This window comes from Mycobacterium sp. TKK-01-0059 (assembly GCF_000709305.1).
Classification (GTDB): domain Bacteria; phylum Actinomycetota; class Actinomycetes; order Mycobacteriales; family Mycobacteriaceae; genus Mycobacterium; species Mycobacterium intracellulare.
Genome location: NZ_KL446993.1, coordinates 459,070 through 482,800, shown reverse-complemented (window position 1 = coordinate 482,800; position 23,731 = coordinate 459,070). Strand labels below are relative to the sequence as shown.

Sequence of the window (23,731 nt, the reverse complement as noted above, 5' to 3'; positions counted from 1 at the left end):
CGACGGATCAATGGCGCTTGAGCCGGCTGCGCCACCCCACGATTCCCGCGTACACGACCGTCAGCAACACCAGCATGCCGACGTCGAACAGCCATGTCCCCGCCGTGTGTTTGAAGTGGCGGTCTTTCGGGGCGAGCGGCCCGGGCTCGATCGTCCACAAGTCGACCGTCGAAGCCTGCGCCGCATACCCCCAACGGGAGGGGACCGCCCAGGACATCTGATCCAGCCCGATCCGGTCGGTGACCGGGACCATCCCACCGCAGAGCACCAGCTGCAACATGAGCGACACCACCAGGAGCGGCATGATCTGCTCGTTCGAGCGCGCCAGCGAGGACAGGACCAGGCCGATCATCGCCGCGGCCACGCACATGGCGGCGGTGGCGACGTACAGCTCGAGTGTGGCGCTGCCAAGGAGCAGGGCCGGCCGGGTCGGCGCGCCTTTCCCCAGAATGGTGATGGTGGTCGCGATCGTCGACTGGACGATGGCGAACACGAAGAAGACCGCCATCTTCGCGAGCAGATAGGCCTTGGTCGACAGGCCGACCGCCTGTTCGCGGCGAAAGATCGGGCGCTCGCCGATGAGATCGCGGATCGTCAGCGCGGTGCCCATGAAGACGGCGGCCATAGTCAGCAACATCAACACCGATCCGGGCTCGTCGGACCCGTCGCCGTTCGGATCGGCCACGCGGAATCCCGTCGAGCCGGGAACGGTCAGCGCCAGCGCGCCCATCACGAACGGCAACAGCGCCAGGAAGATGAAGTAGGCGCGATCGGCGACGATCAGCCGGACCTGGCGGCGGGCGATCGTCGAGAATTGACGCCAGGTGCTGGAGCGCGCCGGAGCGCCGAGATCGGCCGGCTTGTCCGCGTCGGATACAGGAGGCGGCGGTTTGGCTTGGGCCAGGAATCGACGGTTGGCTTCGTCGGGGTCCGCGCCCACCATTCCAAAGATCTTGGCCCAGTTGGTGGTTCCCATGGTCGCTTCGATGTCGCCGGGTGGGCCGCAGTAGGCGGTCTTGCCGCCCGGCGCCATCAGCAACACCTGGTCGCACAGATCGAGGTAGCTCAGCGAGTGCGTCACCACCAGCACGACGCGGCCGGCGTCGGCCAGCTGCCGAAGCATCGTCATGACCTGCAGGTCCAATGCGGGGTCCAGGCCCGACGTGGGCTCGTCGAGGATCAGCAGCGACGGCCCGGTGAGCAGTTCCAGGGCCACCGAGGCGCGCTTGCGCTGCCCGCCGGACAGCTTGTCGACTCGCGTGTCGGCGTGCTTGGTCAAGCCGAGTTCCTCGATGACCTGCGCGACGACCTGCGCGCGGTCGGACTTGCTGGTGTCGGTCGGCAGCCGCAACTCGGCCGCGTAGTTCAGCGCCTGGGTCACCGTGAGCTGGCGGTGCACGACGTCGTCCTGGGGCACCATCCCGATCCGGCTGCGCAACGACGCGAACTGGGCGTGGATGTCGTGGCCCTCGAAGGTGATCGAGCCCGAGGTCGGACAGGTGGCGCCGGCGATCAGCCGGGACAACGTGCTCTTGCCCGCTCCCGACCCACCGATGAGCGCGGTCAGCGTCCCGGGCCGCGCCGTCAGGGACACCTTTTGGATCAGGCGCTTGTTGTCGACGTGAAAGTCGACCTCCCGCACTTCCAGCCCGCCGGTGCGGGTGGCGGCTTCGGCGCGGCGCAGCAGGATTTCACCGTTGAAAACCAGGTCGACGTTGCCGATCGTGACCACGTCACCGTCGGTGAGCGGTGCCGACAAGATGCGGGTGCCGTTGACGAAAGTCCCGTTGATGCTTTGCGCGTCGTGGATCTCCATGCCGGTGGGGCCCGGCACCAAGTAGGCATGATGGCGCGACGCCAAGACGTCCGAGATGACGATGTCGCTGTCTTCTGCGCGGCCGATGACCGCCGCCCCCGCGGGGGGCGCGCCGAGCTTCGATCGTGACCGCTGCACGGCGCGCCGCAGGTTGGCGCTGTCGAAGCCCGAGGCTTCGAGGGTCTGTGCCCCGATCTCGGTGAGCGGCTGGAGCCCCGCCGGCTGCGGTGCGGGGTGGGGAGCGCGCGGGGGCTGGCCGGCGGGCGGGTAGCGCGGCGGGGCCGGTTGCGGTCGCGCGATGCGGGGCGGCGGGACGCCGGGCCGCCGTGGCGGTTCCGGACGGGCGGTCTTCGGGGCGCCCGGCGGCGCGATCACCGGCACCGCCTCCAGGGTGGGCGGTAGTTGGCCCACCGCCCCGTCGTGCCGGCCGATCCGAAAGCTCAGACGCGGCCCGTCGGGCCGGGCGAGGTTGAGGCTCTGGCGATCGTGGATGTCGACGGCCCGTACCCGGTGACCATTGACGAAAACGCCGGAGGGCGAACCGTTGTCGATCGCGATCCATTTGGCCCCGTCGAAGCGCAGCAGGAGGTGGGCTCGAGCGATCAGCGGATGGGCGACGCGCATGTCGGCGCGGAGGTCACTCCCGACCACGATGTCGTGGCCCGGCGCGAAACTGCGCTGTGACCACTCCGATTGAACCGTCAGCACGGGCGGTGCAGGCCTACTCATCACCTAAGTATTGGACTCGCCGCCAGCAAACGCTCACTTTTTCGCTTTATAGGTGCAGACGGCCGGTTTTGCCGCCCGCGCTTCGCGCGGTGTTCTCGGTGATGATGTCGCACGCCGTCTCGTAAAACGCGCTGATCAACGTGGAGAACGAGAGCTGGAAGGGATGGATCATGTAGACGTCAAGCTGCTCGAGGCGCCATTCGGGCAGCACCGGCACGATGCTGCCGTCCCGCAACTCGGAGGTGACGATGATCTGGCTCGGCATCGCACCGACACCGAGCCCGTTCAGGATGTACTGCTTGCACACCTGAAAATTGTTGGCTCGCGCCCGAACCATCGGCGAGAGCTCATGGCGCCGCTTGTTCTTGGCGACGGTGAGCCTGCGCGGTCCCTCGCTGACTCCGCAGTCGATGAACGGCACGGTATCCAATTGGGTGGGAGCGGTGATGGGTTCGGGTAGCTCCCGTATGAACTCCGGTGATGCACAAAGGAACAGTTCGAGGCTGAAGACCTTGCGCGCGATCAGCGTCGAGTCCTGTAGCGGCCCCGTGCCGAAAACCACGTCGAACCCGTCGTGGACGGGATGAACGACGTTGTCCACCAAGCGGATATCCAGCCGCGACTGGGGATATTGCTTCAGGAATTTGGCGCCGACTCGCGATGCGTAGTCGATGCCGACAAAGACCGGGATGGCAACGCGCAACTCACCCTGCGGCTCGAGCTTGCTGCCTTCCACCAGCGCCCGCACCCCGTTGGCCTCGGCCAAGATGTTCACGCCGTGGCTGTAGATCTTCTCGCCAAGGTCGGTGACGGTGAGCTGGTGCGTGTTCTTGCGCAGCAGCTTGATCCCGAGGTCCGCCTCGAGCTTGCTGAGCTTGCGGCTGACGGTGGACTTGGGCATGCCCAGCAGCGCGGCCGCCTTCGAGAGGCTGCGGCACTCGACCACCTTGCCGAATACGAGCAAGGCATCGAGGTCGAACGGCAGGTTCTGCTCCACGTGGTGTTCCAAAATTGCAACAGGGTGTTGCAATTGAAGGCCTATTTGCGCATTTGGTCAAGTGCTACCTTCGGCCGAGAGGCGAGGAGGGCCCGATGAGTCAGGACGTCTTGGTGACGAAGCCGTCGAGCGGGCACTGGACGGACGCCTATCCCGAATTGGGCCGTGGCCCAGTGTCACTCGAGGACTGCGTCTCAGAAGAGTTCTACGAGAAGGAACGCGAGCACGTCTTCAAAAAAACCTGGCTCTACGTCGGACGGGTTGAGCGGGTGCCGAAGTCGGGAAGCTACTTCACCCGCGAGCTGAGATTCCTCAACACGTCGATCATCATCGTTCGCGGCAAGGACGACGTGATCCGCGCCTTCCACAACATCTGTCCGCACCGCGGCAACAAGATGCTGTGGGAAGACGACCCGTTCGAAGAGGTGCAAGGTCGCGCCCCGGTGCTGTACTGCCGATTCCACGGCTGGCGCTACAAGTTGGACGGTTCGCTGCACGCGCCCACCCGCAAGGATCTGCTGCTCGACTTCGACGCCGAGAGCTGTCGGGTGCCGGTGATCCAATGCGAGGTGTGGGAGGGGTTCATCTTCGTCAACCTCGACCCGCACAACACCGAGCCGCTGCGGTCCTACCTCGGCGAGCTGGCCCACGGCATCGAAGGGTATCCGTTTGCGGGGCCACACCAGGTGTATCGGTTCAAGGTCGAATTGCAGTGCAACTGGAAGATTTTCGTCGACGGATTCGCCGAAAGTTACCACGGGCCGTATCTGCACGCGTCCTCGTTCGGCGCCCTCACCGCGGAGGCCAGAGACGCCTTCGACCAGCCGAACCCGTTCACCGACGCGCTGGCCTACCGGCTCAAGGGTCCGCACCGGATGTTTTCCTTCGCCGGCGAGCCGTCGCAGAAGACGCCGTACTCCAAGCCCATTGAATGCGTGATGGAGGCGAGCGCGGCCGGTCCGTGGAACAAGCGGACCGATCGCGGCCCGATGCCGCCCGGGCTCAATCCGACTCGTTCGGAGAAGTACGGCTTCGATTCGTTCCAGTTCTTCCCCAACTTCGTGCTGATCTTCGGTTCGTCCGGTTTCAGTACGCACACGCACTGGCCGACGGGCCCGCATTCGCACATCTTCGAAGTCGAGATGTTCTACCAGCCGCCCAAGACGCACAAAGAACGGCTGGGCCAAGAGCTCACCATTACCTTCCTCAACGACATCATCCTGGAAGACGCGAGCCCGTCGGAAGGGTTGCAGGCGATGCTGAACAGCGGTGCGCTCACGCATTTCACGATGAATGACGAGGAGATCCTGCTGCGTCACCTGCACAAGGTGGTGGGCGATTATGTGGCGGCCGGCGAGAAGGCGAAGGCCGGCCGATGAATGCCCTTTTGCCGCACGAGTTCTCGCAACTCGAGCACCTGGTGCCCGAGTGGGCCATCGAGGATGGGCACGAGCGCTACCTGAAGCGAGTGAACAGCTCCATGGCCGAGATACAGGCGTTCTACGAGGAGGTTTTTCCGCACGCCGAGGAGGCGGTCGCCTACATCGACAAGTTCGACTATGCCGAGCCGCTGCCCGAGGACGTCGCGAACCTGCGCAATCTGCTGTACTCGTTGATCACGGTCTCGTTGGCGGTGGAGCTGTGGAGGCAGCCGCGGGTAAAGCATTCGGCGAAGACCATTCTCACGAGATTGAGCTGACGCATGGGACTGTCCACCACACGACTCGACGTCATCGACTGCACGCCGTTGATCGGCAGCGAGATCAAGACCGATCTCGACACGCTGCTCAGTGGTCGCGAAGCCGAGGCGATCCGCGCGATCCTCGAGCAGCGCGGGGTGGTCTTCTTTCGCGGACTGCAGATCAGCGACGAACAGCAGGTCACCATCGCGAAAACCCTTGGCAGCATTGTGCAGAACGAGGGTGAGGGCGGGATCTACAAGATCTCGCTCGACACGAACGTCAATCAGCGGGCCGAGTACCTGAAAGGCTCGCTGTTCTGGCATTTCGACGGCTCCCTGCAGCCCTATCCGAATCTGGCCACGCTGTTGCGAGCCATGAAATTGTCCGACTCCGGCGGTCAGACCGAGTTCTGCAACACCTACGCGGCCTACGAGGAGCTGCCGGAGGCCGACAAGGAGGCGATCGCCGGCCTTCGGGTGGTGCATAGCGCGGAGCGCTCGCAGTACTACGTGCGACCCGAGATGAGCTACGAGGAGATCGCGTTCTGGCAGAAATCGCCCACGAAATCGTGTCCCATGGTGTGGACTCACCGATCGGGGCGCAAGTCGTTGTTGCTCGGTGCGACGGCGGATTACGTGGTCGACCTGCCGGTGGAAGAAAGCCGCGCATTGCTTGCGCGCCTTCGTGACTGGGCGACTCAACCGCGCTACGTCTACCGCCACGAGTGGCAGCTGGGCGACCTGCTCATATGGGACAACACCGGGACCATGCACCGGGCGCTGCCGTACGCCGCTGACAGCGGCCGGCTCATGCACCGCACGGTCCTTGCCGGCGAAGAGCCGCTGGATTGAAACTCGGCATCGCGACACCCGTCGTCACGAACGTCGCCGGCGCGGCGTTGACGTGGGAGAAGACGGCCAACATCGAAGACATCGGTCGCGTCGCCGAGACGGCGGACGGCCTTGGCTATCACCACCTCACCTGCAGCGAGCACATCGGCATACCGTCGACCGAGGCCGCCCGCCGCGGCTCCCGGTACTGGGACCCGCTGGCCACGCTCGGCTACGTGTCGGCGCGCACCAGCCGGATTCGGCTCGTCACGATGACCCTGGTGCTTGGCTATCACCACCCGCTCGCGATCGTAAAGCGTTATGGCACATTGGATCATGTCAGCGGCGGCCGGGTGATCCTGGGCGTCGGCGTCGGGAGCCTCAGGGAGGAATTCGACCTGCTGGGCGCGCCGTTCGACGACCGCGGTGCTCGTGCCGACGACGCCCTGAAGGCGCTGCGGGCGGCCTTGCCCACCAACGAGCCGGTGTATGACGGCGAGTACTACTCGTTCGGTGGGCTCACCATCGATCCCTGTGCGCTGCAGCCACATATGCGGATCTGGGTCGGCGGGCGCACCAAGCGGTCGTTGCGCCGTGCGCTCACGCTCGCCGACGGCTGGTGTCCGTACTACGTGTCCATTGCCACCGCCGCCGAGTGGCTGCGGGCGCGAGAGCTGCCGGACGGCTTCGAGGTCGTCTTGCCCGCCGACCAGCCACTGGACCCGGTGGGTGAGCCGGCGAAAACCGAAGACGCGCTGCACACCATCGCCGCCGCCGGGACCACCACGTTGTCGGCCAGGTTCATCCACCATTCGCTCGAGCACTACCTCGAACAGATTCACGCGCTGGCAGAGTTGCACGGCAAAACGTTCTGACGCTGGTCCACGCGAAGTGCCGCACCACAGGTGGCGGGCGCTTAATCTCCTGTTATGGACCGCATCTGGCAGTGGGCGTGGGATCGGTACGGGGCGAGGTACACCTGGGCGGGCGGCGTGATCGCATTCGTCATCTCGGTGCCGATCTACCTCACCCTTGTCTCGTATCCGATCGTCGTGTTCGAAAGGTCCGATCGCTACGTTGCAGCGACGGCAGCCACCGTGGTGGCCGCACTTGTGCTCGCATGCATCATGGTTCTACCGGATCACCGATGGGCACGGCTCGCGGAGCAGTGGGCAGCGGGTCGCGAGGTCGATCGAGCGGCCGCCCTGGAGGGCACCTATATCTTTTCCCGCAGGGCGACTTCCCGCACGATGTGGGCCGCCGCTGTCTGGGCTGCCGCGTTGTCGGTCGTCGTCGGTCTGATCTCCGGAGCGAGTTGGTTGCGGCTACTCCAATACGGGAGCGTGGCTGCGACCATTGCATTAGCGGTCCAGTTGGTCGCGCTACACAACAGCGTCGAGGCGGCATGGCGGCCCGCCAGGGTCGCCCTCGCCAATGACACTGGGGTCGGTGACTCACTGCCGCGCTCTCGCCCGACTTTCGCCGCGCGATCGAACGTGTCCATGGTCGCTGTCGCGTTTGCCTATGCTGTCGGCGGCGCGTTGCTTGCCGCAGCGTCGAATCGAATCAGTGATGCTCCCATCGTTTCCCTCGTGATCGGCGGCGCGTTAGCCCTTGTATTCGCTATACCGGTCTCGGTCGGCCTTGGATTCTCGAGGTCTTTGCAACCCATCCGCGACCTCGCCGAGGGCGCCGAACGCGTTGCGGCAGGCGACTATAGCCAGCGCCTACCCGTCGTCCAGGACGACGACCTCGGCGCCCTGGCCGCGTCGTTCAACCGCATGCAGGCGGGTTTGGCTGAGCGGCAACGACTTCAGGGCGCTTTCGGCACCTACGTCGACCCGGCGCTGGCGGCGCGGCTGCTCGAACAGGGCGACGACGTGTTTACCGGTGAGCGCCGCGAGGTGACCGTGATGTTCATCGACATTCGCGATTTCACCCCGTTCGCCGAAGCCAATACCGCCGAGGACACCGTCGCCCGGCTCAACTCGCTGTTCGAGATCGTCGTGCCCGCCGTCGTTCACGCCGGTGGGCACGTCAACAAGTTCCTTGGCGACGGAGCCCTCGCCGTCTTCGGCGCACCGAACGACCTTGCGGCACATGCCAATGCCGCGGTGCATGTCGCTGTCGGGATCCAGCGGCTCGTTTCGGAGCGCTTCGACGGAGCACTGCGGATCGGCATCGGGATCAACACCGGGGTGGTAATTGCCGGCACCATCGGCGGGGGAGGCAAGCTCGAATTCACGCTGATCGGTGACACCGTCAACGTAGCCGCGCGCGTCGAGCAGCTAACCAAGACGACGGGCGACGCGATCCTGCTCACCGAGTCGTGCGTCGATGCGCTGGCTTCTCGACCTGTCGGCCTCGTCGATCGGGGGCCCCATGCCCTCAAGGGCAAATCCGCAGCGGTGCAGGTCTTCACGCTGGAAGAAAGCAGCTGGTCAGCGCCTTGACCCGCAAGAGGTGAAGTGCGCGGTCCTACGCAGCAAATTAAGATTCGGAGCGCAATCCCGGCGAGCCGTAGGAGACATTCGTGGCAAATGGATTGAAGGTCGATCCCGCCGCACTGCACGTCGGCAGCAACGACATGTTCAACGCGATCGGCGAGGCCGCGTTGGATTTCTTCAGTCATGAGGACGGCCTTGCGGCGGCCGCGCCCGGCTGGATCGGATCCTCGGAGCTGGCGCTGGGTGAGCTCGCGGCGCGCTGGCAGGCCCGCCACGACCACCACCAGCTGCAGGTGGACGGCCTGGGGTCGCACGTCGCCGAGGCGATGCTCGGCTACCTCACCAACGAGGACGAGTCGGCGCGAGCTTTTCGGTCGGTGCGGGAGTAGGGGTCACGAGTGGGGCAGCTGACCCCCAATGACGTCAAGCGTTGGGATCTCGGCGCGATCCAGAAGGTGTTCGAGACCGCGAACGGACGCGCCAACACCTTGCAGCAGTTGGGGGAGAACCTCCAGCAGGTGCATAACGTTCTCAGCGGCTGGCAGGGGGAAGCCGGAGAGGCGTTTCGCGCTGACCTCGGTAAGGCTCGACGTGACATCGAGGCCGACGGTCAGGAGTCCCGGCAGGTAGCCGCGGCGGTGGCACGCGCCGAGGGCGATGTGCGCGCATGCAAGCGCGAACTCGAGGACATCGAGCGGGCCGCTGAGGCCAATGGCTGGACCATCACGCCGGACTGGCGAATTGACGTGGGCGACACGTGGATTGGGCGCGATCCCATAGAATTTGCCGCCCAGCAACAGCTGCTGCAGGATCAGCTCATTGCGTTGAACGTGCATGCCCACAGCGCCGACCACGAGCTTGCCACCGCCGTCCGCTTTGCCGTGGGCGAAGTCCCGCTGGATACCGGCGGTCATGCACCAAGTGGTGGCGCACCGCCGCAAGGTCCGCCCAATCCGGCAGCAGGGCGCAAGCCACGGACGTGGCAAGACATGTTGTTGCCCGATGGCCCGGCAGACGCTGGGCCGGACGGCGCCTCGCCGAAGGGCCCGCCGGTTCCCGCCGGCACCGTGGGTCCGCCGCGGTCGTTGCAAGACATGTTGTTGCCGGCCGGACCTGCAACCGCGGGCACGGACGGCGCCTCGCCGAAGGGCCCGCCTGTTCCCGCGGGCGCCGTTGGCAAGCCCCTGTCGCTGCAAGACATGCTGTTGCCGGCTGGACCTGCGGGACCCGGGCGCGGCAGTGTCCCGCCGCCGCGGCTGAACCCAGGAGATGTCGAGAGCTTCAAGGCGATGGCGCGCCAGACCATGATTCGCGACGGTGTGCCGCCGAATCAGATCGAGGCGCGGCTGAATGACGTTGTGAGCCAGACACAGCAGTGGATCGACAACGGGATGCCCAACTACGTTCCACCCGAGCCGAAGGCCCCGCCGCCACCGGGATTCTCCGAAGGCTTTAGTGACCGTTGGTTCGCTACCGAGCAGGGGATCAAAAACCTTTTCGGGCAGGGAGGCCCCGGAGCTCCAAGTGTGCTCAAGTCATGGGAGCAGATGCTCAAAGGCACCGCCGAAACGGCCCTGAACCCCGTGGGCACCGGACTCGCGGAAATCAAGAGCGCAATAGACTCCCCAAGCCTCGCTTACTATTTGGGCGGCAAGACCTCCGACGCCGCCACCACGCTGCCCACGATGCTCTTCGGTGGCGAAGGAGCGGCCGTCGTACGTGCGGGGGAATTGGCTGACCTCGACGCCGCCGCCACTGTCCCACACGACTTCGTCGGCAGCCATCCGCCGATAGGTGCTGGCGATCACCTTCCCGCCGCAATTGGTGAGCACCACGATCCCTTTGTGGCCGACCATTCCATCCTGGACGGTAACCATGGTGATGGCCCTTACCCAATGGACAGTGCGGGTCACTATCTGCCCGGAAGTCTGCCGTCGTACGAACAGCTTCTAGAAATCACGACCACACAGCCAAATACCGCATATTACTGGTCGGGCAGAACTGCCGACGGGATCGGAGTTGGTCCCGATGGCTCAGGGGTAGCGGAACTGATCGCTCATGGAACTGGGGGCAGGACGTTAGAAATGACGCTTGCGGACAACGGGATTGATCCGCTCCCAGTCTGGAATCGCCATGATCCGGTATCGGTACAGTTCTGGGACGATGCTTCGACGGCATACGCGGAAAACGCGCAAGGAGAAGTTACCGCAATCATTGGTTCCAACTTGCGCCCAGGCAACGTCTGGCAAAATATTGAGATACCTCGTCTGATGGAAAACCTTAACATAAGCCGCATTGTGCAGATCGATCCAGACACAGGAGAAGCAGTAACGATTTTTGAGAGGCATGGGTGAGGTGGACCTTGGAGAATGACGGTATCGACATCAATGAAGCGATTGTTTTATATCTGCGCCGTTACCCCGGTAGCAATGGAGTTGAGTTCGAGGAGCATTTCGGATCAAGGGCTACGGTTGCAAATGAGAGGGTGCATGCGATTCTTAACGAAGCGATGAGGGTGGAGCCTGACTGGAATCGCATGAGCCTCAATGAGGCTGGGGACTATGTCGAAGCTGTGATGCACGAAAGGCATCCGACTCTCACGAAACAGTCACTCACGGCTATCGGCAATTTTTACACCTTTCAGATGCGTTGAGTTTGAACCCGGAGTCAAAAGTAGTGGGCAGCGACCGCATGCGAAGATGGCGCAAACGAGGCGCTATTGGGTACTGCTTCCATAATGATCACGGACCGCGCCTTGGACGATAAATCTGCGGCACTTCAAAGTGAAATCGATCGTTTGTCGGAAAGGCTCGGCGTGCGTCCCATGCCGGTTGGCTTCCGGACGACCGATGGTTTGAACATTTTCGTTGCCGAGGACGGTTCCTACCACTACACCTTCTACGAGCGCGGAAAACTCGGCTTCGACCGGGCGGGCAGCCTCGATGACCTTCTCTACTGGTACATGCAAGGCGTGGTTACGAGCCATGCCGCTAAACAAGTCGGCGACCGAGCGCAACGTTTCAAATACGAGTATCAGATTTTGAGTCAATTCAATGTTGACTGGGCAAAGAGACGCGTCCGCGACCTCGCGGCGATGTTCCGTAACGGCCAGCCAGAGGACATCGCCTTACTCCCTGACATCGGCGAACCGTTATGACACCAGCAGCCCCGCCTAGCTGTTGGTCCAGCGATCGAAAGCAGCCTCCACGTCAGGACAGAATGTCCCGACGGCAGCGCCCATGATCTGGCCCGCTTGCGCGGACGCGTAGCCGTTGCTCGCCACCGTCGGGTAGATGGTGTCGAAGTCGGTGCCGCCGCGCGCTTGCTGGCAGACGTTGTTCCCGATGTCGACAATCCTGCCCGGATTGTCGTACGGCACATGCAACACGTTCAGTGTGTGCAGATAAGCGCCGACGGAGATGGGATCGGGGTCGGCGTGGGCTGTGGGCGCGAGCCACACCAGCCCGGTCAGCGATGCGGCAATCAGTGCCGACGGAGACAAGGCCTTGCCGTGGCCGATGCCGGCCGACACTCTCGGGTCCATGGACAGGGAGCGTAAATGCTGCGAAGCGCAGTTTTATGTGTTTTCGGCGATCCACGTAGTGGTGAAGCGCAGCATCTCGGGGATTCCCTCCGCCAAACCTGCCCCGATGGACTTTTCGAGTTTGCCGCCCACCAAAGGGATTTTGACGTTCACCTGAAGGGCGGCGCGCAGTTGCGAACCGCTGTCATCCGTCGGCGCCAGCCACGTATCCGCATGGCCTGATCCCAATCCGCCCGAAGCGGACACGGTGACCCGCCCACGCACCTGGCGATCGCTGTCCGGACGCCACGTCTCGGTCTGCACGATCTTCACCTCGCCGGTAACGAATTTGGCGACCAGCCCGGGCAGGAGCTGACGACCGAGGCGTTGAGTCGTGCGCACCGTCACCGTGCCGTCGGCGTCGGCCACCAGTGAATCCAAGGTGGTGTCGGCGGCGCCGGCCGCGATGCGGGCCAGCCAATAGTCCTCTCGGCCGAACGCGGCGTGAATCTGCTCAACGCTGGCGGGCGACTCGGTCAGGACGTCGAATGATCGCGACATATCGGACCATTCTTGCAGAGGCGGATCGTCCGAGGCGGTGAAGCCGCCCCGCATCTATGCGTCGGGACCAGATCCCAACAGCCGCAACGGATGCAAGCCATCGACGTTGCCGACGAACGGCGGGTGGATGCTGTAGCCGAGCATGCGGCGGATGTCGTCGGAGACCGTGCGCGCGATGTCGCGCGACACCGACAACGTATAGGCCTCCATCGGCCGCAGCCACGGCTCACAGTATTGAGCGGTGATGGCCAGCCGCTCGTGGGCGGTGTTGTTGGCACCCCCGCCATGCCAGAGGGTGCCGACGAAGAAGACGCAGGAGCCGGCGGGCATGACCACCGGCAACGCCTCGTCGTCGGAGTCCGGCCGGCGCTTGCCCCACCGGTGGCTCCCCGGGTACAGGACCGTGGCGCCGTTGTCGGCGGTGAAGTCGTCGATCGCCCAGATCGTGGCGGCCGCCAGCGGCGCGCGAGGGCGTGGAATCGGGTAAAAGCCGTCGTCATGGTGTGCCAGCTGTGCGGCCTCGCCGGGCTGAATGTTGATGGCCTGCAACGCCGAAAGCAGATAGTTGGGCATCAGCAACCGGTCGAGAGCGGCGAGCACCCGGGGATGGTCGACAAGCCGATCGCACGCCCGTGTCCTGCTCAGCACGCTGTAGATCCGCTGCGTACGCCGGCCCTCGAACGAGTTGCGTCCGGTATGCCCGAGCCACGGCCGCACGGTCTGGCGAATGTGCGCGCATTCTTCGGCGCTCAGCAGGTTCTCCCAGATGACGTAGCCGTCGCGGTCCAGGGCCGCCATGTCGGCTTCGGCGATCGCGCTGTCGATCGAACTTCCGCCCGTCGGCGTCCTCTTGTACCGCTGCGCCAGGTCGCCCCGAAGGTCCTCCAACGTGGTGACGGATTCGTCGTCGATGCTCATGGGTGCTCGTCCTTAGTCCACTGGCACTTCTGCCCAGACTAGGCCGAGTCCGGTTCGACTCACACCCCAATCGCCGGCGCGTTAACCCCGGAGGCCGGTGATGAAGCGTTGCACGCTTCGGCTCAGCGACCGTGGCACATGGTCGGGGTCCATCAGCTCGTTCTCGGCCAGCGGACCCGCCTCATCGGCCACGGTGCGCTCGGTGAAGGGCTGCAACGTCTTGCCGTCGCCCCGAAGCGCCTCGACGGCCTTGTGCACCGACCGGTGTTCGGCGATCGCTCTGTCGAGCTCGCCGGTCGACACTCCTAAGTGTTCGGCCACCAAACCGTTTCGCACGGAGGCGATTTCACGGCGCACGTCATCGTCGGAACTCGCCGGCGGCGCCTCGATGGCCACATCGCATTCGCTGTCGAATCCCAATGACCGGTTGTTGAAATTCGACGACCCGATCCGCAGCAGCCGATCGTCGACCGCCAGCACCTTGGAGTGGATGTAGATCGGCGCGCCGCGGTCGGTCACCGGCCAGTAGATACCCAACCGGTCATGCTCGTCGGCCTCCCACAGCTGGTGAAGCAGGAGGTGGCGTGCGCTGTCCATCGTTCCCCGTTCGAGCGGGTTATTGCCTTTGCGCGCAAGCACGATGACGATCTCCGGGCCGTCGGCTTCCCGCAGCCGCGCCGCCAGGGCGTCGGCGATGGTGCGCGACGCCAGGTATTGGTTCTCCACGTAGATGGTGTCGCGGGCCGCCGCTATGGCGGCAAGGTTGAGCGCCTCGACCTCGCGGACCTCGGGGCGATCCTCCAGTTCGGGCAGGGTGAGCGCGATCCCGATGTCCACGTTGCGCAGCGTCGGTTCCAGCTTGCCGGGCCACGCGCTGTGCCGTGCCTCCACGGGCGCCAACGCTTGTTGCGTCGCCGTCTGCCACCGCGCCAACGCTTGCTCGCCAAGAGCCCGCGCCGCCGCACCGTCGACCGCGGCCCCGACGTCGTGCCGTGGCCCGTAGCTGCGGCGTGCCGTGCGGCGGTGGCGGTTGACATGCTCATGGGCGCGGGTGTCCCAGCGGTCAAGGGTGAGGTCGATGCCGCCGCAGAAGGCCACCGCGTCGTCGACGACGACGATCTTCTGATGATGCACCGAACCGAGCGGATGGGCGCCGTCGATGGCGAAATGCATTCGCTTACTGCTGATCTGGTTCACCAGCGATACCGGGGCAAGCCCGTACCAGAGGCCATCGAAAGCCGGGAGCAGACGCAAATTGGACTTCAGCAGGTAGATGTCCAGACCCGGGCGCTTCCACAGCATCCAATAAAGGAAGGTGCCGAGCTGGTTCGGGCCGGGCAGCGTCTTGCGGCCGCGCTCGAACGTCACTCGGGAGTCGAAATCCCAGCCGATCAGCATGATTCGGTGGCGGGCGCGCAGCATCGCCGCCTTGACGTGTTTGAAGTAGTCCGCCGCATCGACGATGGGGGCGAACTTGTCGGCACGCGCCGTACGCCAGCACGTCTGGCCGGGACTCAGCAGTCGATCGTCGTGCACGCTGGGGCTCTCAACAGGGTTGATGGATCAGCGCGGACATAGCCACTGTGTACCACACCCAGGCCCTTCGCCCAGGTGGCCCGGGCTGCCGGCGCCAGGACCGCGGCTCTGTACCAAGATGAAGCCATGCGCATCCCTGTAGTGCTTGCGGGCTTCGTCGTCTTCATCGGTGTGGCCACGCCGGCGCACGCCGATCCGGCCGGCAATTCAGCCGCGGATGTGAGCTTCCTGACCGCGCTCAACAAGGCCGGCATCACCTATGAGAGCCCCGCCACCGCGGTCGGGGTCGGCAAAAGGGCGTGCGAGCTGATGGACCAGGGCCATCCCCAGGTCGACGTCATCCACAACGTGTCGTCGAGCAATCCGGGGTTCACGGTGGACGGCGCCGCACAGTTCACCATGATCGCCGCGAGCGCTTACTGCCCCCAGCACCTAGGGCAGCCGGTTACACCGACTGGAAGCTGAGCTCCACCTCGGAGCGGGTGCGGACCTGATCGGTGCCGGGCACGTAGGTCGGCACGGTGTGGGGGACGGTGGTGCCTCCTTTGGCCCGGGCCTGGGCCTGCCGAAACTCCGGCGTCGGGCCCGCCGCGGCGTTGATCCCGTTGATGATCGACCACACCGCGGTACGACGGGCGGTGCGTTCGATGATGTTGGGGTCACGGTGCTGCAGCAGCTGCTTGGCCCATTTCGGCATCGTGTCGCGAATGGCCCAGTCGACGGCCGCCTGCGGCATGGGGACGTTGGGGCCGGTGCCCATCGCTTTCCCATGAGTCACAGCCAATTTCGGCAAGTACGACTCCAGGCACTCGAGCGTCTCGGCCTTGGTGGTCGGCAGATCGGTGCCGCCCAGGGCGTGTCCGACCCGCACGAACTCGCCGTAATAGCGGTCGAGGTTCTTGCCGCGCAACGGCAATGGGTGATAAAGCTCGTGCGCGGTGGCCAACCCCCAGACGACCGTCGCGTAGTTCCAACGCAGCCACTCGGGATCGTCGGCGTCGTAGCGGGCTCCGTCGGGACGGGTGCCCTTGATGGTGTGATGCATCGCGCGCACGGACGTCGCCAGGCGCTCGGCGGTTTCCGTCGACCCGTACGCCGTGCCGATGAAGAAGGCGACCGAGTGGCCCAGCCGCGTCGCGGCGCCCTCGGGGTCGATCTGCGGCACGCGCGATATCGGGTTTCCGTTGCTGTCGCGCTTGATCAGGCGCGAATGGTGCATGCCCATCCAGTAGATCGACGGGTCCAGGGATTCCATGAAGGCGGCGCAATACAGGCCGAAGATCAACGCGGGCAGGTGCGAATGCACGCGCCACACGGCGCTGTCGGGACCGAACCAGCCCGGATCGCCGACGGGCGCGGCGAATTCCATGCCGCGGAAGAAGCGCCGCCGCATGGTGTCGTCCAACCGCTTGTTGATCATCTGCCCGACTATCTGGTGTGGCAGGAACACGAATCACTCCCTCGGGACTTCTGGTCACGACTGTAACCAGAATATGTTTTGGTTACAGGTGTGACAAGACCCGCGCCGTGTCGACCTACGCTGTAGGGATGTCGAGTCCCACCCGGTGGGCCGGTGTACCGCTCAAGGACCGCCGCGCCGAGCGTCGTGCGCTGCTCGTCGAGGCCGCGTATCGCCTGTTCGGCAGCGGCGGCGAGGCCGCCGTCTCGGTGCGCTCGGTCTGCCGGGAGTGCGGGTTGAACACCCGGTATTTCTACGAGAGCTTCGGCGACACCGACGATCTGCTCGGCGCGGTTTACGACCGGGTGAGTGAGCAGCTCGCCGAGGTGATCGCGGCCGCTATCGAGGAGGCGGGCGATTCGCTCGGCGCCCGCACCCGCGCCGGCATCGCGGCCGTGCTGGGCTTCTCCTCGGCCGATCCGCGGCGCGGCCGCGTGTTGTTCACCGATGCGCGCACCAACCCGGTGCTGGCCGCCCGCCGCCGCGCCACGCAGGACATGTTGCGCCAGGGGGTGCTGACCGAGGGCTGGCGTCTCAACCCGGGTTCCGATCCGGTGGCCGCCGAGGTCGCCGCGGCGATGTACACCGGCGCGATGGCCGAGCTTGCCCAGCAGTGGCTCGCCGGTCATTTGGGCAATGATCTCGACGCGGTCGTCGATTACGCTTTGAAGCTGGTGTTGCGGTAGCGGGGAGTGCGGTGATGGGCCAAATCGAACATGCGATGGACCCCGTAAGGCGCGTCCTCGGGCGCAAGGTCAGCATCGGCGGGCTGATCGAGCTGGCCGTGTGGCTCGCGATTCCCTACCTCTGTATCGGTTTCGCGTGGACCGTTTTTCACCCCGAGCAGACCCAGCGAATCCAGGCAAGGATAGAGGTGGTGTCACCCGCCGCCGCCGACGCCTTCGCCTTCGGTGTGGCCACGGTGCTGTGGCCGGCAGCGCTGCAGATCGCCGACGCGTGCCCGGCGCCATGACCGGCGTTCGGAGCGAATGCGTGCGCGAGACGGGCGTTTGCTCCTAGGCTCAGGGACCATGTCAATCGACCGGTTCGGCCTCTCCGCGGGCACCATTCGGCTCGCCTCTGGCGTTTCGTTTCTCGTTGATCCCCTGCGTGCAAACAAATTGTGGGGCGACCCCGAGGAGCCGACGCCGACGGCGCAACTGTTGTTGCGATCGATGGGTTATCGCGACGCGCTGATCGGTGCACTGCTGGCGGGCGCGGCGCTGCGCGGCAAGAACACCCGCGGCTGGTTCCTGGCCTCCGCCGGAGCCGACGTCGCCGACCTGGTCGGCGGGTTGAGCGTGCACAGCGAGTTGAAGCCCTCGCAGCAACTGATCGGCCTGGGCGGCGCCGTCGTCGGGATCGTCACTGGGCTGTGGGGTGCGGTACGTCCGGCCAAGCGGACCGCCGAAGCGTCGGCGCCCGCCTGAGCGAACCGGCAAGAATTTGCTGGTCTAGACCTCGTGGCAGTCGGTACGCTCATTTCGTGCCGGAAACAGCGTATGCAAACTGCGGCGATCTCAGCCTTGCGTACCAGGTGTTCGGAGACGGGCCCATCGACCTGGTCTTCGCTGGCTCGTTTGCGAGCCATGTCGAGCTGTACTGGGCAATGCCCGAATTCAAAGCGTTCATGGAGCGGCTCGCGACGTTTTGCCGCGTCATCCTCTTCGACAAGGCCGGGGTGGGACTGTCCGACCCGGTCCCGCAGGTGCGCACCCTCGACGATCGAGCCGCCGAGATCGAGGCCGTCATGGACGCCGCGGGCTTCGAAAGAGCCGCCCTACTCGGCGTGAGCGAGGGCGGCCCGGCCGCCATCTTGTTCGCCGCGTCGCGACCCGACAGGACGCGGGCGTTGATCCTCGCCGGCACCGCGGCGTACCTGCCGACCGAAGGTTGGGATGACCTCGATCGCGATCCGGCCGAGCTGCGGGCGCGTGCCATCCGGGAGATTGGCGAGCAGTACACGCCGGCCGAGGAACAGATCATCGGCTTCCAGAAATTCGGTCGAGCTGTCATGTCGGCGTGGGGAAGTGGGGAGGCGCTCAAGTGTCTGTTGCCCTCGGTCCGGTCCTCGCGCCAGCTGGGAATGCTGGAGCGCATGTGCGCGAGCCCCGGAATGGCCAGGGCCACACTGGAAGCCGCATTCCGGATCGATGTCCGGCCGATCCTGCCGACGCTCGCCATGCCCACCCTCGTCGTGCATGCCAGCCGGGACCCCGGTGTGCCGGTGCAGGCGGGCCGATATCTCACCGACCACATTCGCGGTGCGCGCATGATCGAACTCGACGGCACGGACCACGCGCCCTGGTTCACCGACCCCGACAGGATCGCGACCGAGATCGAAGAGCTCCTCACCGGGAGCCACGCGTCTCCGCCGCCGTCGAACCGGGCCCTGCGCACGGTGCTGTTCACCGACATCGTCGCGTCGACCGAACGGGTGGCGGCGACGGGCGACGAACGTTGGCGTGCAGTCCTGCAGCGCTTCGGGGAAGTGACCGCGGAGGCTACGGAACGATACGGCGGCACGGTCGTGAAGAGCACCGGCGACGGTTACCTCATCACGTTCGACGGACCGACCCAAGGCATCCGATGCGCCGAGAACCTGCGCGACGATGCCGAGAAACTCGGCATCGAGATCCGCATCGGAATCCACACCGGTGAGTGCGAACTCATCGACGCGGACATCGGGGGAATCGCGGTCCACATTGCGGCGCGGATCCTCGGTGAGGCCGGGGCCGGCGAAATACTGGTGTCACGCACCGTCCGCGACCTCGTGGTCGGTTCCGGCATCGGCTTCCAAGAACGAGGCGTCGTCGCGTTGCGCGGTGTTCCCGGCGAATGGGAACTGGTCGCCGTCGACCGGCGGGGCGCGCGCACCGGGTCGCGCGAAGCGGAACTCACGGCGGTGCCGACACCCGGCCCCCGCGCGACAATGCGTCCCTCGGACCGCGCCATGGCGGTATTGGCCAAGCGCACACCGTGGATCCTGCGCGGGATGGCGCGTTTGGTCCCGGTCACCGACGCCGGCCAGGCCGTGGCGGGAACAAGTTCGCGCTGACAGCCAAGCGCGGATGCGGTTGACTTAGCGTCATGGGCTTCGGTGTGCTGACGTTTGTTACCGACGAGGGCATTGGTCCGGCGGACCTGGGGAAAGCGCTCGAGCAGCGCGGTTTTGAATCGCTCTTTCTCGCCGAGCACTCCCATATCCCGGTCGACGCGAAAACTCCGTACCCGAGTGGCGGCCCGATCCCGCGCAAGTACTACCGCACGCTGGATCCGTTCGTGGCGCTGACGGCGGCCGCGGCCGTCACTGAGAGGCTCGTGGTCGGCACCGGCATCGCCCTGGTGCCCCAGCGCGATCCGATCCACGCCGCCAAGGAGGTGGCGTCACTGGATCTGGTGTCACAGGGGCGGTTTCGATTCGGAGTGGGCGTGGGATGGCTGCGTGAAGAGATCGCGGACCACGGCGTCGATCCCGCGGTTCGGGGACGCGTGGTCGACGAGCGCCTGGACGCGATGATCGGGATCTGGACGAACGAAAAGGCCGAATTCCATGGGGAATTCGTCGACTTCGATCCGATCTACAGCTGGCCCAAGTCCGTGCAACAGCCGTATCCGCCGCTGTACCTGGGGTGTGGGCCCGCCGGCTTCAATCGTATCGCCCGGCTCCACGCGGGGTGGCTGTCGATGACCGGTTCGGCAGCGCAGTTGTCGCCTCAGCTGAACCAACTGCGCGAGCTGGTCGGCCAGGACGTGCCGGTGATTCACTTCCACGGCGGCGAAGCGACGGCAGCAGAGCTCGAGGGCTACCGAGAGTTGGGATTGCAACACCTGCTGGTGGACCTGCCCACCGAACCTCGCGACCAGACGCTGCGCCGCCTCGACGCGTTGCAGGCCGAGTTCGCTGAGCTAGCGTAAGGCTAAGTGCCGCAGAAGGTTTGGTACTTGCCGAAGTCTTCGGGCGCGGGGCTGGCGTAGCGCTCCAAACCGGGCCGCTGCGCATACGGCTCGGTCACCGCCGCCAGGAGCCCCTCGAGGGGCCCGAGGTCGCCGTCCGTCGCCGCGGTCAGGGCGTCCTCGACCAGATGGTTACGCGGGATGTAGAGCGGGTTGGCGCGATCCATCGCGTCGGCGTCGGGGCCCAGGGCCTGCCAGCGCGCCAGCCAATCGTCAAAACCGGCGAGGTCCATGAACAGTTCGCGCGCGGGCTCGGCATCACCGCGCGCCGCCTGGCCGAGCCGGCGGAAGAACGACGTGTAGTCGACGTGGTTCTGCTTGAGCAAAAGGAGAAGTTCCTCGATCAAGGCCGCGGCGAATTCGGCATCGACGTCGGCGGATAGGCCCACTTTGGCACGCATCCCAAACGCCCACACCGCGTCGTAGCGGGCTTGGAACACCCCGAACGACTGCTCCGCCATCGCGATGGCCTCCTCGGTGCTGTGCGACAGCAACGGAAGGAGTGTCTCGGCGAAGCGCGCGAGGTTCCAACCGGCGATGACCGGCTGGTTGCCGTAGGCGTAGCGGCCCCAGAAATCGATCGAGCTGTAGACCGTGTCGGGGTCGTAGGCCTCCATGAAGGCGCAGGGCCCGTAGTCGATCGTTTCGCCCGAGATGGTCGTGTTGTCGGTGTTCATCACCCCATGAACGAATCCGATCAGCATCCACTGGGCGACGAGCTGCGCCTGGACCGCGACGACCGCTTCGAACAACGCGAGGTACGGGCGTTCGGCCTCGGCGGCGCCGGGATGGTGGCGGGCGATCGCATGGTCGGCGAGTCGGCGCAGCAGGTCCTTGTTGCCGGTGGCCGCCGCGTACTGAAAGCTGCCCACCCGCAGGTGGCTGCTGGCCACGCGGGTGAGCACGGCCCCCGGCAGTGTGGTTTCGCGATAGACCGGGAGCCCGGTGCCGACCACGGCCAGCGATCGCGTCGTGGGCACGCCCAGAGCATGCATCGCCTCGCTGACGATGTATTCGCGCAACATCGGCCCCACTGCGGCCAGGCCATCCCCGCCCCGGGCGAAGGGCGTGGCGCCAGAACCTTTCAGGTGGATGTCGCGCAGCCGGCCGTCGGTGTCGACGAGCTCGCCGAGCAGCAGCGCACGCCCGTCACCCAGGCGGGGGACGAAACCGCCGAACTGGTGGCCGGCATAGGCCTGGGCGACCGGGGCGGCCCCGTCGGGCACGAGGTTGCCGGACAGGAAGCCCAGTCCTTCGTCGCTGCGCAGCCAGGCGGCGTCGAGCCCGAGCTGTTCGGCGAGCCGGTCGTTGAGCACGAGCAGCCGCAACTCGGGGAACGTCTCGGCTTGCCACCGGACCGCCATTTCCGGCAATTCGCGAAAGAACCGGTCTTGCAGGGCGACGGTGGTGTCCGGGGCAACGCTCATCTGATCGAGCCTACGGAAACTCAGCCGACGGCTTGTCCGATGAGGTCGCGGGCGCGGTCGAGCATGGAGGCGAACGGACCGAGGGCGAAATTCAACTTCGCCGATTCCACGCCGGGGTGGGGGTGGGTCGGCGCGATGGCCTCGGCGGCGCGCACGGCCGTTCCCATCCGCTTGAGATCGTTGTCGTCGAGCTGGCGCTGAAGGACCGGGAATTCCTCGTTTTCCTCATGCTCGGCGTGTTCGAGCACGGCGTCGCGCAGCTTCGTGACCTCGGTGATGAACTCGTCAGAGGTGACATCGAGCTTCTCGATCTGCGACAGCAGCTCCTTGGCGCTGTGCTCTTCCTTTAGGCGGGCGTCGACGATGGCATCGCCGGCGTCGGCCTCGTGGCGCGCTCGCGGGTGCACCAGCATTTCCTCGGCGGTCTCGTGAACGGCCAGCAGTTGGCGCAGCGCCGCGAACGGCTTTTCCCGCGCTTTGGGATCCGTCGCGTGCAGCACTTGGTCGAACATGTCCTCGATGAGGTTGTGCTGCGCTTTCAGGAACGCGACGACTTCGTCGGGGGTTTGGATGATCATCTCGGCCATCGCCGATACCTCCTGGGTGAAGAATTGAATTCGCACATTTGGGCTGTGTGCGGCTTGGGGCAGACATACCCGATGCGCAGGCTGCTAAACGGCGTCGTCCTGGGCTTTCGCCCGCGACGACGGACGGATCCGGTCGGACGTTTCGGGCGGATGGTGCTGTGGCGCAGCCGCTTTCGTCGCTTTTCCGGGTGGTTGGGCTGCCGTCGGCGCGTCCTCACATCTCGGTCGGTCTCGAACGGCTCTGCTGCCACGGGGCATCCCGGGACCGCCGGTTCTGGATAATCGTTACGGTTAGGGACGAGAAGTCCACACACAACTCACAGAGACGCAGATCAGCCGATGTACGAACAGGTCAACAGCAGCGCCCCCGAATCCGAGGACATCGGCTCTCGCATCGACCCGGTATTGGCCCGAAGCTGGCTACTGGTCAACGGCACGCATGCCGACCGGTTCCAGTCCGCGGTGGACTCGCGCGCCGACGTCGTCGTTTTCGACATCGAGGACGCCGTCGCGCCCAAAGACAAGCACGCCGCGCGAGAGAACGTGGTGAGTTGGCTGGCCACCGGCAACGTCGACTGGGTCCGCATCAACGGCTTCGGCACCCCATGGTGGGCGGACGACCTGGCCGCCCTGGCCACCACGCCGGTGGGCGGGGTGATGCTGGCGATGGTCGAATCGGTCGACCACGTCACCGAGACCGCGAAGCGGCTGCCCGATGTGCCGATCGTCGCCCTGGTCGAAACGGCCCGAGGCCTCGAGCGCATCACCGAGATCGCCGCGACCAAGGGAACCTTCCGGCTGGCGTTCGGTATCGGGGACTTCCGCCGCGACACCGGCTTCGGGGACGACCCGGCGACGCTGGCCTACACGCGATCTCGCTTCACCATCGCCTCCAAGGCCGCCGACCTGCCCAGCGCGATCGACGGCCCGACCATCGGCTCCAATCCGCTGAAACTGATCGAGGCCACGGCGGTCTCCACCCAGTTCGGGATGACCGGCAAGATCTGCCTGACACCCGACCAGTGCGCCGTCGTCAATGAGGGTCTGTCGCCGTCGCAGGACGAAATTTCTTGGGCGAAAGAGTTTTTCGCCGAGTTCGAACGTGACGGGGGAGAGATCCGCAACGGCTCCGATCTGCCCCGCATCGCGCGGGCGACCAAGATCCTCGAGTTGGCTCGCGCGTACGGTATCGAGGCGTTGGACATCGACGAGGAAGAGCGCGATCACTCACCCGCGCCGTCGGACACCTATCACTACTGAGT

The 23,731-nt window shown here is 65.4% G+C and carries 25 protein-coding genes; 16 read left to right on the top strand and 9 right to left on the bottom strand.

From position 1 onward, the window contains the following. Nucleotides 1-7 precede the first annotated feature (7 nt). Both K883_RS02525 and K883_RS02520 read right to left on the bottom strand, forming a co-directional pair. Complete coding sequence (locus tag K883_RS02525) at nt 8-2,545, bottom strand: ATP-binding cassette domain-containing protein (protein WP_036453680.1); 2,538 nt, start codon at nt 2,543-2,545, stop codon at nt 8-10. A gap of 46 nt (nt 2,546-2,591) precedes the next feature. Further along, nucleotides 2,592-3,542, bottom strand: a complete 951-nt coding sequence (locus K883_RS02520) for a LysR family transcriptional regulator (protein ID WP_008259343.1) — start codon at nt 3,540-3,542, stop codon at nt 2,592-2,594. Nucleotides 3,543-3,637: 95 nt separating this feature from the next. Between K883_RS02520 and K883_RS02515 the strand changes: the two genes are divergently transcribed. The 9 genes from K883_RS02515 (at nt 3,638) to K883_RS02470 (ending at nt 11,658) form a co-directional block, all read left to right on the top strand. Next, nucleotides 3,638-4,921, top strand: coding sequence for an aromatic ring-hydroxylating oxygenase subunit alpha (locus K883_RS02515; protein WP_036453677.1), 1,284 nt, complete (start codon nt 3,638-3,640; stop codon nt 4,919-4,921). Further along, a complete protein-coding gene (locus tag K883_RS02510) occupies nt 4,918-5,241 on the top strand; it encodes a hypothetical protein (RefSeq protein WP_036453675.1) in 324 nt (107 codons plus the stop codon). The genes K883_RS02515 and K883_RS02510 overlap by 4 nt, the downstream gene beginning before the upstream one ends. A 3-nt stretch (nt 5,242-5,244) precedes the next feature. Next, a complete protein-coding gene (locus K883_RS02505) occupies nt 5,245-6,075 on the top strand; it encodes a TauD/TfdA dioxygenase family protein (RefSeq protein WP_036453673.1) in 831 nt (276 codons plus the stop codon). After that, nucleotides 6,072-6,929 (top strand): TIGR03619 family F420-dependent LLM class oxidoreductase, encoded by an 858-nt coding sequence (locus K883_RS02500; protein ID WP_036453671.1) that lies wholly within the window; start codon nt 6,072-6,074, stop codon nt 6,927-6,929. The genes K883_RS02505 and K883_RS02500 overlap by 4 nt, the downstream gene beginning before the upstream one ends. Before the next feature lie 54 nt (nt 6,930-6,983). Continuing rightward, nucleotides 6,984-8,507 (top strand): adenylate/guanylate cyclase domain-containing protein, encoded by a 1,524-nt coding sequence (locus K883_RS02495; RefSeq protein WP_036453670.1) that lies wholly within the window; start codon nt 6,984-6,986, stop codon nt 8,505-8,507. Between the two features lie 80 nt (nt 8,508-8,587). Next, nucleotides 8,588-8,890, top strand: a complete 303-nt coding sequence (locus K883_RS02490) for a hypothetical protein (RefSeq protein WP_020823299.1) — start codon at nt 8,588-8,590, stop codon at nt 8,888-8,890. A 9-nt stretch (nt 8,891-8,899) separates the two neighbouring features. Next, nucleotides 8,900-10,855: a hypothetical protein gene (locus K883_RS27840; protein ID WP_165606208.1), complete on the top strand. Its 1,956-nt coding sequence runs from the start codon at nt 8,900-8,902 to the stop codon at nt 10,853-10,855. Between the two features lie 8 nt (nt 10,856-10,863). Beyond that, nucleotides 10,864-11,154 (top strand): hypothetical protein, encoded by a 291-nt coding sequence (locus tag K883_RS02475; RefSeq protein ID WP_083212179.1) that lies wholly within the window; start codon nt 10,864-10,866, stop codon nt 11,152-11,154. 171 nt (nt 11,155-11,325) lie between these two features. Continuing rightward, nucleotides 11,326-11,658: a hypothetical protein gene (locus K883_RS02470; protein WP_036453662.1), complete on the top strand. Its 333-nt coding sequence runs from the start codon at nt 11,326-11,328 to the stop codon at nt 11,656-11,658. Between the two features lie 15 nt (nt 11,659-11,673). Here the strand turns inward: K883_RS02470 and K883_RS02465 are convergent, their stop codons facing one another. The 4 genes from K883_RS02465 to K883_RS02450 all read right to left on the bottom strand — a co-directional run bounded on the left by K883_RS02465 (nt 11,674) and on the right by K883_RS02450 (nt 15,039). Continuing rightward, on the bottom strand, nt 11,674-12,033 hold the full coding sequence (locus K883_RS02465; protein ID WP_036453661.1) for a DUF732 domain-containing protein: 360 nt from the start codon (nt 12,031-12,033) through the stop codon (nt 11,674-11,676). Nucleotides 12,034-12,078: 45 nt separating this feature from the next. Continuing rightward, nucleotides 12,079-12,585 (bottom strand): DUF2505 domain-containing protein, encoded by a 507-nt coding sequence (locus K883_RS02460; protein WP_014385546.1) that lies wholly within the window; start codon nt 12,583-12,585, stop codon nt 12,079-12,081. A gap of 54 nt (nt 12,586-12,639) precedes the next feature. Further along, nucleotides 12,640-13,503 carry a phytanoyl-CoA dioxygenase family protein gene (locus K883_RS02455; RefSeq protein WP_008259328.1) on the bottom strand — a complete coding sequence of 288 codons (864 nt, stop codon included), beginning with the start codon at nt 13,501-13,503 and terminating at the stop codon, nt 12,640-12,642. Nucleotides 13,504-13,584: 81 nt separating this feature from the next. Further along, nucleotides 13,585-15,039, bottom strand: coding sequence for a phospholipase D-like domain-containing protein (locus tag K883_RS02450; RefSeq protein ID WP_036453659.1), 1,455 nt, complete (start codon nt 15,037-15,039; stop codon nt 13,585-13,587). A 126-nt stretch (nt 15,040-15,165) separates the two neighbouring features. Between K883_RS02450 and K883_RS02445 the strand changes: the two genes are divergently transcribed. Next, nucleotides 15,166-15,504, top strand: coding sequence for a DUF732 domain-containing protein (locus K883_RS02445; protein WP_014942721.1), 339 nt, complete (start codon nt 15,166-15,168; stop codon nt 15,502-15,504). Here the strand turns inward: K883_RS02445 and K883_RS02440 are convergent. After that, a complete protein-coding gene (locus K883_RS02440; protein WP_036453658.1) occupies nt 15,485-16,489 on the bottom strand; it encodes an oxygenase MpaB family protein in 1,005 nt (334 codons plus the stop codon). The two genes, K883_RS02445 and K883_RS02440, sit on opposite strands and share 20 nt — an antisense overlap. A gap of 98 nt (nt 16,490-16,587) precedes the next feature. Between K883_RS02440 and K883_RS02435 the strand changes: the two genes are divergently transcribed. Genes K883_RS02435 through K883_RS02415 form a run of 5 tightly spaced genes read left to right on the top strand, consistent with a single transcriptional unit; the run spans nt 16,588 to nt 20,416 of the window. Next, the gene (locus K883_RS02435; RefSeq protein ID WP_009955143.1) at nt 16,588-17,184 is read left to right on the top strand and encodes a TetR/AcrR family transcriptional regulator; all 597 of its coding nucleotides are present in this window, start codon (nt 16,588-16,590) and stop codon (nt 17,182-17,184) included. Between the two features lie 14 nt (nt 17,185-17,198). Beyond that, entirely contained in the window at nt 17,199-17,471 is a 273-nt protein-coding gene (locus tag K883_RS02430) for a hypothetical protein (RefSeq protein ID WP_036453657.1), read from the top strand. 58 nt (nt 17,472-17,529) lie between these two features. Then, on the top strand, nt 17,530-17,928 hold the full coding sequence (locus K883_RS02425; RefSeq protein ID WP_036453656.1) for a DUF4267 domain-containing protein: 399 nt from the start codon (nt 17,530-17,532) through the stop codon (nt 17,926-17,928). Nucleotides 17,929-17,984: 56 nt separating this feature from the next. Further along, nucleotides 17,985-19,556: an adenylate/guanylate cyclase domain-containing protein gene (locus K883_RS02420; RefSeq protein ID WP_036453653.1), complete on the top strand. Its 1,572-nt coding sequence runs from the start codon at nt 17,985-17,987 to the stop codon at nt 19,554-19,556. Between the two features lie 32 nt (nt 19,557-19,588). Next, nucleotides 19,589-20,416: an LLM class F420-dependent oxidoreductase gene (locus K883_RS02415; RefSeq protein WP_036453651.1), complete on the top strand. Its 828-nt coding sequence runs from the start codon at nt 19,589-19,591 to the stop codon at nt 20,414-20,416. A gap of 2 nt (nt 20,417-20,418) precedes the next feature. Here K883_RS02415 and K883_RS02410 read toward each other — a convergent pair whose 3' ends face one another. Further along, on the bottom strand, nt 20,419-21,882 hold the full coding sequence (locus tag K883_RS02410; RefSeq protein ID WP_036453649.1) for a protein adenylyltransferase SelO: 1,464 nt from the start codon (nt 21,880-21,882) through the stop codon (nt 20,419-20,421). Between the two features lie 20 nt (nt 21,883-21,902). Beyond that, on the bottom strand, nt 21,903-22,469 hold the full coding sequence (locus K883_RS02405; protein WP_036453646.1) for a hemerythrin domain-containing protein: 567 nt from the start codon (nt 22,467-22,469) through the stop codon (nt 21,903-21,905). A 339-nt stretch (nt 22,470-22,808) separates the two neighbouring features. Between K883_RS02405 and K883_RS02400 the strand changes: the two genes are divergently transcribed. Beyond that, nucleotides 22,809-23,729, top strand: coding sequence for an HpcH/HpaI aldolase/citrate lyase family protein (locus tag K883_RS02400; protein WP_036453644.1), 921 nt, complete (start codon nt 22,809-22,811; stop codon nt 23,727-23,729). Nucleotides 23,730-23,731 lie beyond the last annotated feature (2 nt).

Coding starts and splice junctions, on each gene's coding strand:
- K883_RS02505 (WP_036453673.1), top strand. CDS start 5,245: ATGGGACTGTCCACCACACGACTCGACGTCATCGACTGCACGCCGTTG.
- K883_RS02425 (WP_036453656.1), top strand. CDS start 17,530: ATGTCAATCGACCGGTTCGGCCTCTCCGCGGGCACCATTCGGCTCGCC.
- K883_RS02495 (WP_036453670.1), top strand. CDS start 6,984: ATGGACCGCATCTGGCAGTGGGCGTGGGATCGGTACGGGGCGAGGTAC.
- K883_RS02525 (WP_036453680.1), bottom strand. CDS start 2,545: ATGAGTAGGCCTGCACCGCCCGTGCTGACGGTTCAATCGGAGTGGTCA.
- K883_RS02445 (WP_014942721.1), top strand. CDS start 15,166: ATGCGCATCCCTGTAGTGCTTGCGGGCTTCGTCGTCTTCATCGGTGTG.
- K883_RS02430 (WP_036453657.1), top strand. CDS start 17,199: ATGGGCCAAATCGAACATGCGATGGACCCCGTAAGGCGCGTCCTCGGG.
- K883_RS02415 (WP_036453651.1), top strand. CDS start 19,589: ATGGGCTTCGGTGTGCTGACGTTTGTTACCGACGAGGGCATTGGTCCG.
- K883_RS02515 (WP_036453677.1), top strand. CDS start 3,638: ATGAGTCAGGACGTCTTGGTGACGAAGCCGTCGAGCGGGCACTGGACG.
- K883_RS02470 (WP_036453662.1), top strand. CDS start 11,326: ATGCCGGTTGGCTTCCGGACGACCGATGGTTTGAACATTTTCGTTGCC.
- K883_RS02455 (WP_008259328.1), bottom strand. CDS start 13,503: ATGAGCATCGACGACGAATCCGTCACCACGTTGGAGGACCTTCGGGGC.
- K883_RS02400 (WP_036453644.1), top strand. CDS start 22,809: ATGTACGAACAGGTCAACAGCAGCGCCCCCGAATCCGAGGACATCGGC.
- K883_RS02510 (WP_036453675.1), top strand. CDS start 4,918: ATGAATGCCCTTTTGCCGCACGAGTTCTCGCAACTCGAGCACCTGGTG.
- K883_RS02410 (WP_036453649.1), bottom strand. CDS start 21,882: ATGAGCGTTGCCCCGGACACCACCGTCGCCCTGCAAGACCGGTTCTTT.
- K883_RS02435 (WP_009955143.1), top strand. CDS start 16,588: ATGTCGAGTCCCACCCGGTGGGCCGGTGTACCGCTCAAGGACCGCCGC.
- K883_RS02460 (WP_014385546.1), bottom strand. CDS start 12,585: ATGTCGCGATCATTCGACGTCCTGACCGAGTCGCCCGCCAGCGTTGAG.
- K883_RS02405 (WP_036453646.1), bottom strand. CDS start 22,469: ATGGCCGAGATGATCATCCAAACCCCCGACGAAGTCGTCGCGTTCCTG.